The 15,430-nt window shown below is 53.3% G+C and carries 12 protein-coding genes, 1 tRNA gene and 1 CRISPR repeat array; of the genes, 6 read left to right on the top strand and 7 right to left on the bottom strand.

The window, feature by feature from the left end:
- Window positions 1-2,124: direct repeats of the CRISPR family, unit length 29 nt; unit sequence GCGTTCCCCGCACCCGCGGGGATGAACCG.
- 310 nt (window positions 2,125-2,434) lie between these two features.
- A complete protein-coding gene (locus A1332_RS22845; protein WP_064010706.1) occupies window positions 2,435-2,668 on the top strand; it encodes a hypothetical protein in 234 nt (77 codons plus the stop codon).
- 362 nt (window positions 2,669-3,030) lie between these two features.
- Here the strand turns inward: A1332_RS22845 and A1332_RS22850 are convergent.
- From A1332_RS22850 to metG, 3 genes are all read right to left on the bottom strand, one after another.
- Window positions 3,031-3,107 (bottom strand) — tRNA-Arg (locus A1332_RS22850).
- Window positions 3,108-3,260: 153 nt separating this feature from the next.
- Complete coding sequence (locus tag A1332_RS22855) at window positions 3,261-3,833, bottom strand: RnfABCDGE type electron transport complex subunit B (protein WP_064010707.1); 573 nt, start codon at window positions 3,831-3,833, stop codon at window positions 3,261-3,263.
- Window positions 3,834-3,862: 29 nt separating this feature from the next.
- The gene (metG, locus tag A1332_RS22860; protein ID WP_064010708.1) at window positions 3,863-5,932 is read right to left on the bottom strand and encodes a methionine--tRNA ligase; all 2,070 of its coding nucleotides are present in this window, start codon (window positions 5,930-5,932) and stop codon (window positions 3,863-3,865) included.
- Between the two features lie 258 nt (window positions 5,933-6,190).
- Here metG and A1332_RS22870 point away from each other — a divergent pair, with 258 nt between their 5' ends.
- The 4 genes from A1332_RS22870 to A1332_RS22885 all read left to right on the top strand — a co-directional run bounded on the left by A1332_RS22870 (window position 6,191) and on the right by A1332_RS22885 (window position 10,172).
- Window positions 6,191-6,592, top strand: coding sequence for a hypothetical protein (locus A1332_RS22870; protein WP_064010710.1), 402 nt, complete (start codon window positions 6,191-6,193; stop codon window positions 6,590-6,592).
- A 291-nt stretch (window positions 6,593-6,883) separates the two neighbouring features.
- Window positions 6,884-7,132, top strand: coding sequence for a hypothetical protein (locus A1332_RS22875; RefSeq protein ID WP_020484530.1), 249 nt, complete (start codon window positions 6,884-6,886; stop codon window positions 7,130-7,132).
- A 437-nt stretch (window positions 7,133-7,569) separates the two neighbouring features.
- On the top strand, window positions 7,570-7,908 hold the full coding sequence (locus A1332_RS22880; protein WP_033155833.1) for a hypothetical protein: 339 nt from the start codon (window positions 7,570-7,572) through the stop codon (window positions 7,906-7,908).
- Window positions 7,905-10,172, top strand: a complete 2,268-nt coding sequence (locus tag A1332_RS22885; protein ID WP_064010711.1) for an EAL domain-containing protein — start codon at window positions 7,905-7,907, stop codon at window positions 10,170-10,172. Before A1332_RS22880 ends, A1332_RS22885 begins: the two co-directional genes overlap by 4 nt.
- Before the next feature lie 13 nt (window positions 10,173-10,185).
- Here A1332_RS22885 and A1332_RS22890 read toward each other — a convergent pair whose 3' ends face one another.
- Complete coding sequence (locus A1332_RS22890) at window positions 10,186-11,523, bottom strand: L,D-transpeptidase family protein (protein ID WP_064010712.1); 1,338 nt, start codon at window positions 11,521-11,523, stop codon at window positions 10,186-10,188.
- Window positions 11,524-11,782: 259 nt separating this feature from the next.
- Here A1332_RS22890 and apbC point away from each other — a divergent pair, with 259 nt between their 5' ends.
- On the top strand, window positions 11,783-12,874 hold the full coding sequence (gene apbC, locus A1332_RS22895; RefSeq protein ID WP_064010713.1) for an iron-sulfur cluster carrier protein ApbC: 1,092 nt from the start codon (window positions 11,783-11,785) through the stop codon (window positions 12,872-12,874).
- Window positions 12,875-12,917: 43 nt separating this feature from the next.
- On the opposite strand, the gene proB is transcribed toward apbC, so the two are convergent.
- The 3 genes from proB to rpmA form a co-directional block, all read right to left on the bottom strand.
- Window positions 12,918-14,039: a glutamate 5-kinase gene (gene proB, locus A1332_RS22900; RefSeq protein WP_064010714.1), complete on the bottom strand. Its 1,122-nt coding sequence runs from the start codon at window positions 14,037-14,039 to the stop codon at window positions 12,918-12,920.
- Window positions 14,026-15,084, bottom strand: a complete 1,059-nt coding sequence (gene cgtA / locus A1332_RS22905; RefSeq protein WP_064010715.1) for an Obg family GTPase CgtA — start codon at window positions 15,082-15,084, stop codon at window positions 14,026-14,028. The genes proB and cgtA overlap by 14 nt, the downstream gene beginning before the upstream one ends.
- Before the next feature lie 81 nt (window positions 15,085-15,165).
- Window positions 15,166-15,423, bottom strand: coding sequence for a 50S ribosomal protein L27 (gene rpmA / locus A1332_RS22910; RefSeq protein ID WP_020484554.1), 258 nt, complete (start codon window positions 15,421-15,423; stop codon window positions 15,166-15,168).
- Between the last annotated feature and the right edge of the window lie 7 nt (window positions 15,424-15,430).

The following is a 15,430-nucleotide window of genomic DNA, read 5'->3' on the forward strand; positions in this document are numbered from 1 at the left end:
GCGTTCCCCGCCCCCGCGGGGATGAACCGCCGCGACGGATTCAGGCACCTTCGAAGACGGCGCGTTCCCCGCACCCGCGGGGATGAACCGGCATTATTTACGCCGTCGATGATGCAGGAAATGCGTTCCCCGCACCCGCGGGGATGAACCGGGGGAGAGGATGTTTAAGGCTAATTTGTTGGAGCGTTCCCCGCACCCGCGGGGATGAGCCGTAATAAATAACCAAGAACAAATAACCAATACAGCGTTCCCCGCACCCGCGGGGATGAACCGGCAATCGTGGAAACAGCGGGACATTTGGCGGAGCGTTCCCCGCACCCGCGGGGATGAACCGTGGGCTTGCGATCTGGATGCGGAGCGGATGTTGCGTTCCCCGCACCCGCGGGGATGAACCGTAGGCGTTGTCCTGTGTGTAATTCGGCCACGGGCGTTCCCCGCACCCGCGGGGATGAACCGCTGTGCGGTTTCGAACTGTTTATCGTCGCCAAGCGTTCCCCGCACCCGCGGGGATGAACCGGCAGCGGCGCCGACAGTAGCCGCGTCAGTACCGCGTTCCCCGCACCCGCGGGGATGAACCGTAATCGCCCATCGTGGTTTTGCTGTAGAAATTGCGTTCCCCGCACCCGCGGGGATGAACCGCAGTGCCATCCTCTAGCGTGCCTTTTGAATGTGCGTTCCCCGCACCCGCGGGGATGAACCGGGAGGAACAAACCGTTATCCATGGGAACCCCGCGCGTTCCCCGCACCCGCGGGGATGAACCGTCGTTGCCATACCACATATCTTTGAATAGCTAGCGTTCCCCGCACCCGCGGGGATGAACCGTGAGGTGCTGCCAAGTATCTATGCTAAGGAACGCGTTCCCCGCACCCGCGGGGATGAACCGTCAGCGTTAAACATGTCGAGTTCGTCGAATGCGCGTTCCCCGCACCCGCGGGGATGAACCGTGTGGATGATGACAATCAAGCACGTGTTCTAAGCGTTCCCCGCACCCGCGGGGATGAACCGGTGGTAAAGCTCACCAACTTATGTATGATGCTGCGTTCCCCGCACCCGCGGGGATGAACCGCAAATCAACACCACCAAAGATGTGGATGTGGAAGCGTTCCCCGCACCCGCGGGGATGAACCCTTTGCGTCCACGTTTTCTTTGTGTCACGGTTTGCGTTCCCCGCACCCGCGGGGATGAACCGGGATTAGCACCACTAACGAAAGAATCTAAGGCGCGTTCCCCGCACCCGCGGGGATGAACCGGCGGCAGGTTTTGATTTGTGCCGCTGACACCTGCGTTCCCCGCACCCGCGGGGATGAACCGCAAGACAACGACAGCAAAATAGACGGCGCGAGGCGTTCCCCGCACCCGCGGGGATGAACCGTATCGAACATCCAAACCCCGGAGTATGTTGATGCGTTCCCCGCACCCGCGGGGATGAACCGCCAGGAACAGGAACAGGAACAGGAACAGGAACAGGAACAGGAACAAGAACGCGTTCCCCGCACCCGCGGGGATGAACCGAAAAACTAAAAATGCTCGAAGAGTGGCAAGCCGCGTTCCCCGCACCCGCGGGGATGAACCGCCAGTAACCACGGCACGCCGGTATCGGATAGCGCGTTCCCCGCACCCGCGGGGTTGAACCGGTGCCGGCGATGATGAAACCGGTGGCGATGATGCGTTCCCCGCACCCGCGGGGATGAACCGTAAATTACTGTGCTGTCAATGACGTTGCAACGGCGTTCCCCGCACCCGCGGGGATGAACCGGCCGGCCCATAGTTCGCGTTTGGTCTGGTCATGCGTTCCCCGCACCCGCGGGGATGAACCGCACTGTCAGAATCATCGTTTTACCATTACCCTCGCGTTCCCCGCACCCGCGGGGATGAACCGACCGAGATTCCAGGTAGCCTTATAAAAATTCAGCGTTCCCCGCACCCGCGGGGATGAACCGCAACGTTCTTGCCCCAGAGATAGCCGAGCAAAGCGTTCCCCGCACCCGCGGGGATGAACCGGCGACGACCATATACGCAACCTCAAAACTGCGGCGTTCCCCGCACCCGCGGGGATGAACCGCTGGTGGACAGTAGCAAATAGCCGGCGACTTTGCGTTCCCCGCACCCGCGGGGATGAATTACTTGTTGTTGCCTTTCTGTGGCTCTGTTGCAAGTGTCGATACATGGTGTACGGGGGTTATTCTGCCGCAACGGGTATTTCTGATCGGTTTACCGGCAGGGAAATTGCTAAAATGGCTTGTCGGCAGGCGAAGTGGATGATCTCCGGTATTCGTTGATTCGGTTCGTATTGGCTCGGTTCCCCGGGATTAGAAGAGGAATTTATATGATGTTGCAGCAAGGCTTCGCCGAAGTTAACAGGGTCGATGTGCCGGGTATGACGGCCTTAAGCGGCCGCAAATGCCGCGGATTTGCTGTTGTCATTAACTTGATATGATCAATATTCCACCCAAACGCGGTCTGGGCCGGGGGCTTGAAGCTTTATTAACCGATATGCCGGCTAAACCGGTAACGGATAAACAAAGCATTAAGGCTGATGCAGTGCAGGTGCGAGCTGTCCGCCAAGAAAATAGCCATTTGCTTCAAGAAGCCGAAGCGTTAAAGACCCTGTTGGAGGAGCTTGAAAACGTGTTGAGTGACTTCAATCCCGATTCGCCTACTTATTAGTCTTTAAATATCGCCGCGCCCGCTAAGGCCGGAGCCCAGCGGCTATATCGGATTTCCGCGTTCGCGGGGATGACGACTCCAGAGAAATTAAGGGGCGGGCTAATATTATTCACCCGGCCCTATTTATCCCAGGTGCCCCGTTCGGGCTGAGCTCGTCTAAGCCTGAGGTTGTTGGCCCTTCGATAGACTCCGTACCCTCAAGGTCATTAATGCGAACGGTATTTTTGGGCCATGTTAATAAACGCCCACTGAATCAGTGTCACGGAAGCGGGTTTGCCGGGAATGGCAAAAGAGTATTTGGTACTGGAGCTTTCTAGGCACCATGATACGCAGAGTCAAGATACGGTAGGAAACATGTCAAATGGCGCGCCCGAGAGGATTCGAACCTCTGGCCTCAGCCTCCGGAGGGCTGCGCTCTATCCAGCTGAGCTACGGGCGCAATGTGATTTGCGGTCAAGCGGTGTAGGCTTTTTACCCTAATCCTGAAAACCTAAGGGAATTTCCTTTCGGGATATGTAACGGCCACCGGGCCGAATCGGGTAAGCGCGCCATTATAAGATTAAATGCCGTTAAAGTCATTGCCAATCCGGCTTTAAACGGCGGATTTTCCTTTATTGAGTTTTGCCAGCAGGTGTTTTTGCCGATTCAGCCGTTCGGATTTTTCCGCTTCCGCTTTGGCTTGGTGCCGGTTTTTGGCTTGATGACGCTGTCTGGATTGGTCCGCATTAGCGGTGGTCCATTCGGTGTTTGCAGGGATCATGCTTATGCAGTTGACCGGGCAGGGGGCGATGCATAATTCGCAGCCGGTACACAAGGCGGCGATTACGGTATGCATGTGCTTGGACGCACCGAGGATGGCGTCGGTGGGGCAAGGCGGAAGACATTTGGTGCAACCTATGCAGACCGCCTCATCTATTACGGCTATTTGTAGCGGGCGCTGGACACCGAATGCCGGGTTCAAAGGCTTGGCAGGTACGTTTAATAATTCCGCCAGTAATTGGATGCCTTGGTCGCCGCCCGGCGGGCACTGGTCTATGTCGGCTTCGCCGTTACTGATGGCTTCCGCATAAGGCCGGCAACCCTGATAACCGCATTTGCGGCATTGGGTTTGCGGTAGTAGCGCGTCGATTTGGTCGGCTAGAGATGCCGCGCTTCGCTCGCTCATTGCCAATTAGTCGATATCCAAAGCTAGGGTTATTTAACCCGCATACCCGGCTGCGCACCTTGGTCCGGCGACAGTACCCAGATGTCTTTGCCGCCGGGGCCTGCCGCCAAAACCATGCCTTCCGAGGTGCCGAAGCGCATTTTGCGCGGCTTTAGATTGGCAACAACCACGGTCAGCTTGCCTTCCAGGTCTTCCGGTGCGTAAGCCGATTTAATGCCGGCGAAGATGTTGCGGGTTTCGCCGCCCAGATCGACGGTCAGTTGCAGCAGTTTTTCCGCGCCTTCGACCGATTCGGCTTTCACGATGCGGGCGATGCGCAAATCTATTTTGGCAAAGTCTTCGATCTCTATCGCTTCGGCGATGGGTTCGGATATGGCTTTTGCTACTTGCTCGGGATTCGTTTCTACAGCGGCAGCTTGTTTGACCGGTTTGGCTGTAACCGGTGGCGTCTTTTCCAGATTTTCCTTGGAAGCTTCCACAATCGCGGCGATTTTGTCCGGCTCGACTCGGGTCATCAACGGTATGAAACTGTTAATTTTGTGGCCTAGCAGCGGTTGAGCATTGCTCGGCCAGGTTTGCGCCGGGATGTTCAGGAAACTTTCGGCATTGTTTGCCAACGTCGGAATTACCGGGCGCAGATAGGCTACCAGCATCCGAAACAGATTCACGCCCATGCTGCATACCGCGTGCAACTCGGCGTCCTTGCCTTCTTCCTTAGCAATAAGCCAGGGTTTTTTCTCGTCGATGTACTGATTGGCCTTGTCGGCCAGGGCCATGATTTCGCGCATTGCCTTGCCGAACTCACGGCTTTCGTATAGATCGGCGATGGTGCTGTTGGCGTCGACAAACTGTTGGAATAAACCCGGTTCGGAGCATTCAGCCGAAAGTACCCCATCGAAGCGCTTGGCGATGAAGCCGGAACAGCGACTGGCGATGTTGACTACTTTGCCGACCAAGTCGGAGTTGACGCGTTGGCTGAAGTCGTCGAAGTTTAAATCGATGTCGTCGACACCGGCGCTGAGTTTGGCGGCGAAGTAATAGCGTAGATATTCCGGATTCAGATGGTCCAGGTAAGTACGGGCCTTGATAAAAGTGCCGCGCGATTTGGACATTTTCTCGCCGTTCACCGTCAAAAAGCCGTGAGCGAAGATCGCGCTGGGCGTGCGGAAATTCGCGCCATGCAGCATGGCCGGCCAGAACAGCGCATGAAAATAGATGATGTCCTTGCCGATGAAGTGGTACAACTCGGCGGTGCTGTCTTTTTGCCAGAAGCTGTCGAAATCCAGGCCTTGGCGGTCGCAGAAGTGCTTGAAGCTGGCCATGTAACCGATGGGCGCATCCAGCCAGACGTAAAAGTACTTGCCTGGGGCGTCGGGGATTTCGAAGCCAAAATATGGGGCATCGCGGGAAATATCCCATTGTTGCAAGCCGTTTTCCAGCCATTCCGCCATCTTGTTGCTCACTTCCGGTTGCAAGTGGCCGGCGGTGGTCCAGTCACGCAACATCTCGGCGAAATGGCCCAGATCGAAGAAATAATGCTCGGAGTCTTTTTCGATGGGGCGCTCGCCGGATATGGCGGAGACGGCGTTTTTCAGTTCGGTGGGTGAATAAGTGGCGCCGCAGGCTTCGCAGCTGTCGCCGTATTGGTCGGCCGCACCGCATTTCGGGCATTCGCCTTTGATGAAGCGGTCCGGCAGGAACATGTTTTTGACCGGATCGTAAGCCTGGGTGATGCTGCGTTGGCTGATATGGCCGCCGTCGCGCAGGCGTTTGTAGATCAGCGCGGAGTATTCCTTGTTTTCCGGCGAATGGGTGCTGTGATACTGATCGAACGCGACGCCGAATTCCTGGAAATCGGCACGATGCTGTTTTTCCACATCGGCAATCAATTGTTCCGGGGTAATGCCTTCCTTGTCTGCCCTGAGCATGATAGGCGTACCGTGGGTGTCGTCAGCGCAAACGTAATAGCAATTGTGCCCGCGTTGTTTCTGGAACCGCACCCAGATGTCGGTTTGGATGTATTCGACGAGGTGGCCCAAATGGATAGGGCCATTGGCATACGGTAAGGCGCTGGTAACAAGGATTTTTCGGTTAGACATGGGGTTAAAACAGCCTGGGAAAATGAGGGCGGATTATGGCATAAATCGCCTGGGGTTTCATGGTTTGGGCGGCGGCTTGCCGATTGCTTGCGTATTGCGCAGCTGTGGGGGCGAGGGGTGTTTGGTAATAGGGATCAGTAAGGTACAATCCCAATGAAGCCTCCAGCTTAAGCGCTATACCGTCCGGCATGGCATACTAGAGTCGGATCGGCCTTAGCGATTTTTGAACCACTTAAACTTATAAGAAGAGGTAACATCATGAGAAAAACGTTGTTTCTGGCCATCGCGATGCTGGCTTCCGGTACTGCCGCGGCTGCTACCGATCATTATCTGTTGCGCGACGGCAATCATGTTCAGCACTTGAAGATTACGACCTTGGGTAAAGAGATAAATGCCACGGTGGATGTGGACTTCGAACCCAATCCCGACGAAGCCGGCAAGCACGCCTGTTCCGCAACGGTGTCCGATGAAGCCAAAAGCGTCGGCGAAAACGAATTGGTATTGAAAAAACACATTGAGGGCGAAGCACGCTCTTGCTCGGTGAAGATCAAATTGACGCCTAACGGTGCCAAGCTGGAACAATCGGACGAATGCACTTACTTCGCGGCCGGTATATGCAGTTTCTCCAGCAATGGTAAGGAACTGGTCAAAATTAAATAAATCCTTGGCGCAATGGCTTTGGCTTATTGCGCCGTCTTCTATTTTTCTCAACGAACGTGTCTGGACTGACCAACTGCCTTTTGCCGATAGTTGTAATTAACGCTTTTTGTCAGCTGCATTTATGGGTTTTTGTTCATAATTGTGTGATATGCCGCACTGTAGAGACATATTGTCGCGCGGCAATCGGCCACATTTTAAACGTTAGGATTCTTTGCTAGATTATCGCCAGCTCATGCGGATTAGCATGGGCTTTAATCGTCCCCCGATAATCGAGAAGCCAAGGAGTTTTTTATGAAAAAAGCACACATGATGATAGTCGCCGCTGCCGTTGCCGCGCTGGGTTTGACCACAGCGTTGAATGTTACTAATGCTAATGAAGCAGCTGGCGAGGATGTAAAAACTGTCGCCTGGTATGTAGCTAACATTAAGGAAGCTCGCGCCCAAAACCAAGCCTGTCACGATGACCCAGCTATTCAAGGCAGCGCCAATTGCGCCAATTCCTTGCACGCGCTGGAAATCACTTTCAAAGGTGGCAACTGATACTTGGTGTGGTCTGGCTTTTACCTGTTAAACCCATCCAGTTCGACAACTTGCCTGCTAAGACTTTACGAGATGATTGTTTTTGGCTGGCACGTCCGCCTGTTTTGTGACCGGATAATCTCTCCCTCCATTGATTGTCCGGATAGCGTTTACCGGTTTGCTTAGTTGACGGCCGCCGTCTAACTAAGCAAGCTGGCAAACGCAATGCAAATCCCCTCTTTCCGAGTGCTTTCTTTAGTCGCTGCGGATGAATAATCGCTAAAGCGCATGATTTTAGCGGTAACTTTATAAGCCCTTCCTTCCTTCATTCCCATAGCATGTGGCCGAGCGGTAAGCGAAGTCTCTGAGCTAGCGTCGGTTGTTACTGAAATAATTCTCAAAACTGAAAATCTGCTAAATTAACCTTTAAATTTGTCAGACAATTCGATCATTCGACCATGTACAAAGCCAGCCAAAATCAAATTCATATTTCTGCCAACTTGGGCGAATACGCTATTCCACCGCTAAAAGATATGTTGGTCTTAGGCAAGGAGTCGCCGATTGGTTGTATTGCCATGCGCCGGGCAATCGAACTATTGGTAAAAGCGCCGTTTGAGCATATTGAGTTTGATGACGATGTGATCAGCGATCTTTTAGTGAGACAAAGCTTGCTGAAACGCATCAGCAAGGCTGCGTTAATCGATTTCGTGTTGACTCAGATAAAGCCCTTGATGAGTGCCGATGAAATATTGCATGCGGAAATGGATATTTCCGTTCAGCTAAATACCAAGTTATGAAACAACTGGCGGTTGGCGATTGTTTATGGCCGCACGTTCGTCGAGTTATGGAAGAGGAGCGGCCTTGCAGCGTTGAGCGCAATATCGTTTTTGCCGTTTTTCGGGAAGCACCGGTGGAAGAGTTTTGCGGTTTGGCCACCGATCACGATATATCAAAACATCCAAATTGGATTTTTGCAGATTTGGTCGAGCATCGGCCTATGCTTAGTGTCGCTCCTAAGCTTGGCGTCCGCAAAGCCCTATGCCTGATGGATGAAAATCAGCTGGGAGCCTTGGCTGTGCTCAACAAAGGTCAGTTCGTCGGTGTGGTTACCCGGCAAAGTATTCTGGAAGGTCTGCTGAACCGTGAGCGGCTACTGCTGAAAGAGACTATGCGCCTTAAAGTTGCGGCGGAAACCAACCACGAGCAAACGGTGGTGTGGGTCGGGCGTCTGGCCGCATTGAATGACGCTGCGCGCAGCTTGCTGGGGGTGCTGGCGCATACCTCAATCGAAACCGAGTTATTGCAGGCCGGTATTGATGCACTTTGCAATCTGTTGGATGCCCGTTATGGTGCTATTGGGATAGTTGATAATGTCGGCGCGTTGACGGAGTTTATTTATGCCGGTATCGGCGACGAACAGGCTCAGCAAATTGGTCACTTGCCGGAGGGAAGGGGCTTGTTGGGGGTGGTCATTGAGGAAAACCTCTCGTTGAGGCTCGCGGATATGGGCAAGGACCCGCGCAGCGCCGGTTTTCCGCAGCATCATCCGCATATGACGTCCTTATTGGCGGTGCCTATTTCCCATCAAGGCCGGGTGTACGGGCGTATCTATCTTAGTGATAAATACAGCGGCGAATTGTTTACCAAGAACGATGAAGAGTTAGCGTTGAGTTTTGCGCATTCATTGTCGCTGGTAATCGATAATGCTCGGGAAATCGAGGAAGTCAAACGCGCCCGCCAGCGCCTGGATTACATAGCTCATTTCGATGCGCTCACCGAGTTACCGAACCGGACTTTGCTAACCGACAGAGCCTTGCAGTTCATTGCGCAAGCGCAGCGCAAGCACGACATTATCGCGTTTCTATTTCTCGATCTGGATAATTTCAAGGCGATCAACGATACCTTCGGGCATGCTGTGGGTGACGAATTGCTCAGAGCTGTTGCCAAGCGAATTTCCGGTTGCTTGAGGGAAGGCGACACACCCTCCAGGATGGGCGGCGATGAGTTTATTATCATGTTGCCCAATATTGCAGATAGCCTGGATGCTGCCAAAGTAGCCATCAAAATATTACATGCCTTGAACGAGCCTTTGCAGGTTCAGCAACATCAAATCTATTCCCGGGCTAGTATCGGTATCAGTATTTATCCGGATAATTCGCTTTCGTTTGACGAATTGCTGGCGCAGGCCGACTCTGCTTTGTATCACGCCAAAAAACTGGGTAAAAATAATTATCAGTTTTTTACTCCGGAAATGAACAGCGCCGCTCAGCATTATCTGAAGCTGGAGCATCATTTGCGTCAGGCCTTGGAGTTGGAGGAATTGGTATTGCATTATCAGCCGCAGGTGAAAATCGATAACGGTTGCATCATCGGTATGGAGGCGTTAATACGTTGGCACAATCACGCCATGGGTATCGTCATGCCGGATCAATTTATCGGCTTGGCTGAAGAAACCGGGTTGATCGTGCCAATTGGGGCTTGGGTATTGCGAACTGCATGCAAACAGGCGCGGGCCTGGCAGTTGGCCGGTATGCCGATTCGAATTGCGGTCAATTTGTCCGGGCGGCAGTTTCACCGCTTCCAAGATCAGCGTCAGCTTCTGGATGTGGTGTTGGATGTGCTTAAAGAAACCGAACTTTCGCCGGAGTTGCTGGAGTTGGAGATTACGGAAAGCATCTTGATGCATAAGCTGGATACGACGCTGGACACGCTGAATCAGATAAAGCAGCTGGGAGTGCGGATTTCGGTGGATGATTTCGGTACTGGTTATTCTTCGCTAAGTTATTTGAAGCGTTTTCCGCTCGATACCTTAAAAATCGATAAATCGTTCGTGAAGGATATTTGCACCGATGCCAACGATAGAGCGATTGTGTCGGCTATTTCGGCTATGGCGGGCCAGCTGAAACTGGAGCTGGTAGCGGAAGGCGTCGAAGATCAGAGTCAGTTGGATTTTTTGGGCGGACAGCAGTGCAATTACGGACAAGGGTATTTTTTCAGCAAACCCGTGCCGGCTGAGCAGGCGTCGGCCCTGTTGCGGCAGTCCGTGTTGCAACAACAATAAGTCTTGGTTGCGCTCAGTTTTTTGAAGTCTGTTTCGGATCGATGGCTTTAACGTCCATATCGAAATTCTGCTTGATGCGTTGGGCAACGGTTTTGGCTTCTTTCTTGTTCTTAAACGGTCCGGCGACCACTTGGAAACCACCGTCCTTGGCGATTTTACGGGCAGGAATCGGCGGTCCTTGGTGATTGAGCATGGCGGCGAGTTTTTGTGCGTCGGTTTCATTTTCGAAGCTGGCAGCCAAAATCGACCAGTCGTTATCGCTCAATTCGTTGATGACCGGTTGACCGTAGAATTGTCCGGGATGTGCCAGTTGCACCGCATCGGCAACCAGCTCCGGTAAGTCGGCACTGTTCGGCAATACCGGGGTGGGGACGCCGTCGGCACGTTGCAAGATGCGCTCGACTTTGCTCCAATCAACCGTTGCTTGCTTTTCGCTTGCTAGCTGTTGCAATTTTTTTCGAATATCTTTTTGCAGCTGTTTTTGTTGTTTTTCCCATTTGTCTAATGGGCGGTGGGCTTCCAGATAAAGCATGTCATCTTGCCAGGTTGCCATGTACGGCTGGTGGACGATACGAACCGGGGTGCCGACTTCTACTTTGTTGAATAGGACTTCTATGTCTTCGGGGTATAGCTGTACGCAGCCATGACTGACTTGTAAGCCGATTCCGTAAGGCTTGTTGGTGCCGTGGATCAGATAGCCGCTGAACCCCAAAGGCATGGCATAGCTGCCCAAGGGGTTGTCGGGGCCGGAGCGTATCACTTTCGGCAGAGGGTCGCCCAATGCCTGATGTTCGCGGTGAATCGATTCCGGCACTGTCCAGTCCGGATTGGCCTTTTTTGCGACAATTTGGGTTTGTCCTAACGGCGTGTTCCAGCCTTGGCGGCCGATGCCGACCGGATAAGTCAGTACGGTATTGGCTTGATTTTTGGGGTAATAGAACATGCGCATATTGGCCAGATTCAGCACGATACCTTTGCGCGGGGCGTCGGGGAGTACGAAACGCAATGGCAGCAACACGGTTTGCTCGGCGGGCAAGGTCCAAGGATCGAGATGGGCATTGGCGATGGTAATGTCGTTGTAGCCCAAGCCGTAATGGCGGCCGATGTCGGACAGCGTATCGTTTTCGCGGCTGCTGATACTGGCAAGTGTACCGACCATGCCTTGGTCACTGCTCAGGTTAAATTCATGACTGGCTATATTGTCCGGTTTGGAGTTCCAGACTATGTGTTCCGGCTGGTTGTCGGAAAATAACGGTATGCTTTGACAGCCGCTAAGCAAGGCGCTGACTACGGCTAACACGAATACTAGCGGTATCGGTGAAACAGTACGGTTTTGAATGACTGCTGACATGTTTATGATAGGCGCGGATAGTGACGGAGCTGGACGTTTGAAGTTAAGCGATCCAAATTAAAATCAGATTAAGGCGGCATTAAGTCTTAATTAAGAATTAACTATTAAGGCTAATTGTTAAGTCGTTACGATAAATCATTATTCTGCAAGAGAAAACTATTTTTTAACAATGGCGCGGATTTAATGGCTTCCTGTTAAGGTGTTATCATATTCGCACTATTTTACTTGGTTATTATTTCCCTTTACTTCGGAGTTCCGCATGGCGAGCATTGACAAAACGGCTGTCGAAAATTTACTCAAACACTTTATCGATCCGAATGTAGAAACTGACTTGGTTTCGGCAAAATCCGTTAAGAAAATTAGTGTGGATGGCAATGATGTCAGCGTCGTTATCGAGTTGGGTTATCCGGCTAAAAGCTATCTTGAAGAATTGAAGGCGGCGGTAACACAGCGTCTGCAAACTTTGCCGGACGTCGGCAAACTGGATGTGTCGGTCAGTTTCAATATCGTTTCGCATTCGGTGCAAAAGGCATTAAAACCCCTGCCGAACGTGAAAAATATTATTGCAGTGGCCTCTGGGAAGGGTGGAGTCGGCAAGTCCACCACTTCCGTGAATCTGGCTCTGGCGCTGGCAGCGGAAGGTGCCAATGTCGGTATTCTGGATGCGGATATATACGGCCCCAGTATTCCGACCATGCTGGGATTGTCCGGCAAGCCCGACAGTCCGGACGGCAAAAGCATGTTGCCGAAAATCTCGTTTGGCGTGCAGACCATTTCGATCGGTTATTTGATCGACCCGGATCAGCCTATGATCTGGCGCGGTCCCATGGTTACCGGTGCTTTACAGCAATTACTGAATCAAACCCAATGGCATGATGTGGATTACCTGATCATCGACCTGCCGCCCGGCACCGGCGATATTCAGCTGACGCTGGCGCAACAGATTCCGGTTAGTGGCGCGGTAATCGTCACCACGCCGCAAGATATTGCACTGATCGACGCGCAACGCGGCTTAGGAATGTTTGAAAAGGTCAACGTGCCGATATTAGGACTAGTAGAAAATATGAGTGTGCATATTTGCAGTAACTGCGGGCATGAAGAAGCGATTTTCGGCCAGGGCGGCGGCGTAGCGATGGCAATCAAGAATAAGCTGGATTTGTTGGGCTCTTTACCGCTGGATATTCACATCCGCGAGTATGCCGATAGCGGCAGGCCTACAGTGGTGGCCGATCCGGACGGTCGGCCGGCGCAAATCTACAAAGCGATTGCCCGGAAAATGGCGGCCAAGTTGGCGATGCGTGCGAGGGATTATAGCGGCCGGTTTCCAAATATTGTTATCCAGAATACCTGAGATTGATGGCAGACGACTTGGCAAGCAGCCCAGTCGTCGGGCCTTAGACTAACACTAGATTATCGCGGTGAATAAGTTCGTCTTCGTCGGCATAGCCCAGCAAGGTTTCGAACTCGTTGCTGGGTTTGCCGGCAATTTTAACGGCGTCTTCCGAACCGTAATTGATTAAACCACGGGCGATTTCGTTGCCCTGCAAGTCCAGGCAGGACACCAAGTCGCCGCGCTTAAAGGAGCCTTGCACACTCTTTACGCCGACTGCCAACAAGCTTTTACCGGCGCCTTTCAGGATTTTTACCGCGCCATCGTCCAATACGACACTGCCTTTTAGTTGTAATTGTCCGGCCAGCCATTGTTTGCGTGCTACCAGCGGTGCAATATTCGGTATTAGATAAGTACCTAAGTCATTACCGTTGAATACCGCGTGGATGACGTTGTCGATCTTGCCTGACACAATTACGGTGGCGGCACCGGAACGGGCTGCCAAGCGCGCGGCACGCACCTTGGTATACATGCCGCCGCGTCCCAGGCCGCTGATGCTGCCGCCTGCGACTTCATCAAGCAAGGTCTCGTTGACGCTAATGCTGGAAATCAGTTTGGCATTAGGATTTAGGCTGGGGTTGGCGTCGAATAAGCCGGTTTGGTCGGTAAGAATGATCAACAAATCGGCTTCTACCAGGTTGGCAACCAAGGCGCCCAAGGTATCGTTGTCGCCGAAGCGGATTTCTTCGGTGGCGACCGCATCGTTCTCGTTGATGACGGGTACTGCGCCAAGGTCAAGCAAGGTTAATAGCGTGCTGCGCGCGTTAAGATAGCGCTGGCGGTCGGACAGATCGTCATGGGTCAACAGAACTTGCGCGGCCAGCAAGTCGTGAAGTTGAAATTCATCTTCAAAGCGTCTGACCAGGCCCATTTGCCCGACTGAAGCTGCGGCTTGCAATTCATGCAAGGTTTTAGGGCGGGTTTTTAACTTCAGGCGGGACATGCCTTCCGCCACGGAGCCGGAAGATACCAGTACGACATCGACGCCTTGGCGTTTGAGCGCGGCCATTTGCGCGACCCAGCCGGCAATAGCCTGTTTGTTGAGGCCGCGTCCGCCGTCGGTCAGCAAAGAGCTGCCGATTTTGACGACAACGCGCTGGGCTTGGGAAAACTCAGAACGGCTCATGGCGCGGCTCCTGTGCTTGCAGATCCCGCTCGGCTTTTTGCTGGTCGAGGAAGTCCATGATGGCGTACATCAGTGCCTGGGTGCCTTGATTTTTTAATGCGGAAATCAGAAATACCGGGCCAGTCCAATCGAGTTCGTCGACGATGGCTTGGCAATGCTGTTCGACTTCATCGTCAGGCACATTGTCGATCTTATTTAATACCAGCCAGCGTGGTTTGCTGGACAGGTCGTCGCTCCATTTTTCCACTTCGTGGATGATTTTGCGTGCCGCGCTCACTGGTGTCTCGTCGCTTTCGTAGGGGGCGATGTCTACGATATGCAACAACAAGCCGGTTCTGGACAAATGCTTTAAAAATTGTAAGCCAAGTCCCGCGCCTTCCGCAGCGCCCTCGATGACGCCGGGGATGTCTGCGATGACGAAGCTGCGCAAATCGTCAACTCGAACCACGCCCAGATTGGGGTGTAAGGTAGTGAACGGGTAGTCTGCTACTTTCGGGCGTGCGGACGAAACGGTGCGAATCAGGCTGGATTTGCCGGCATTGGGCATGCCTAGCAAGCCAACATCGGCGATGACCATTAATTCCAGCCGCAGCATCCGGTGCTCGCCGGCAGAGCCTTTGCTGGTTTGTTGCGGCGCGCGATTGACGCTGCTTTTGAAGCGGGTGTTGCCGAGTCCATGGAAGCCGCCTTTGGCGACCAATAGTTGCTGGCCGGGCTTGGTCAGATCGCCGATTTTTTCGCCGGTATCGGCTTCGTAAACGATGGTGCCGGGTGGGACCGGGACGAAGCAGTCGTCGCCTTTTTTGCCGGTGCAGTCGCGGCTGCCGCCATTCTGTCCGCGTTGGGCGCGATGCACAGAGTGATAGCGAAAATCCACCAGCGTATTGACGTTTTCGGTAGCTACCAGATAAACGCTGCCGCCGTCACCGCCATCGCCGCCGTCCGGGCCGCCCAAGGGAATATATTTCTCGCGGCGAAATGAGGCCTTGCCATTGCCGCCGTCGCCTGCTTCTACGCGGATTTCCGCTTCGTCAACAAATCTCATAATCTACCGGTATAAACAAAAAAGCCCCGCTGAAAACGAGGCTTTTCTTTTCAGTTGTGCCAATCAGCACAGCCAAGAAATTTACGCTGCTGCGATGCTGACGTATTTGCGGTTTTTAGGACCTTTCTCTTCAAAAACCACTTTGCCATCGACTGTTGCGAACAATGTGTGGTCTTTGCCGATACCAACGTTGGTGCCAGGGTGAAACTGGGTGCCGCGTTGACGAACCAGAATGTTGCCCGCTTTAACCACTTGTCCACCGAAGCGTTTAACGCCCAGGCGTTGAGCTTGCGAGTCGCGGCCGTTACGAGTACTACCGCCTGCCTTCTTATGAGCCATTTTCTAT

The organism is Methylomonas methanica, assembly GCF_001644035.1.
Lineage (GTDB): Bacteria > Pseudomonadota > Gammaproteobacteria > Methylococcales > Methylomonadaceae > Methylomonas > Methylomonas methanica_A.